We start from the raw sequence: 500 nt of genomic DNA, 5'->3' as shown, positions 1-500 counted from the left end.
TCCCGAGCGGCCAAAGGGATCAGACTGTAAATCTGACGGCTCTGCCTTCGCTGGTTCGAATCCAGCCCCCTCCACCACTTTATTCTTGACGGTTAGAGGTAGTTGAATAACAGGTTCCTAAAGCGGGCATCGTATAATGGCTATTACCTCAGCCTTCCAAGCTGATGATGCGGGTTCGATTCCCGCTGCCCGCTCCAGAGTTCTGGTGTGCTGATATAGCTCAGTCGGTAGAGCGCACCCTTGGTAAGGGTGAGGTCGGCAGTTCAAATCTGCCTATCAGCACCAGTACTAGAATCTTCCAAAATACTTCCTTTGACTTGTCATAAAAATACTTAATAATTGAAGAATAATCTTAATCTGCATTTTGCGGGTTATTTTTATATGTAATCTAGATACACATAAATCTTACTTATAGGTTCCGTCATGGCAAAAGAAAAGTTTGAACGTTCGAAACCGCACGTAAACGTAGGTACAATCGGCCACGTTGACCACGGTAAAAC

General features: G+C 45.0%; 2 tRNA genes. Both read left to right on the top strand.

From position 1 onward, the window contains the following. Positions 1-122: 122 nt before the first annotated feature. Positions 123-197 (top strand) — tRNA-Gly (locus AC1HJP_RS21175). A gap of 12 nt (positions 198-209) precedes the next feature. After that, a tRNA-Thr gene (locus AC1HJP_RS21170) sits at positions 210-285 on the top strand. The last annotated feature ends 215 nt before the right edge of the window (positions 286-500 follow it).

The sequence above is a fragment of the Pseudoalteromonas sp. NFXS53 genome (genome assembly GCF_056629255.1).
Note: the sequence above shows the minus strand (reverse complement) of the source record. Positions and strands in the feature narration are given on the sequence as shown.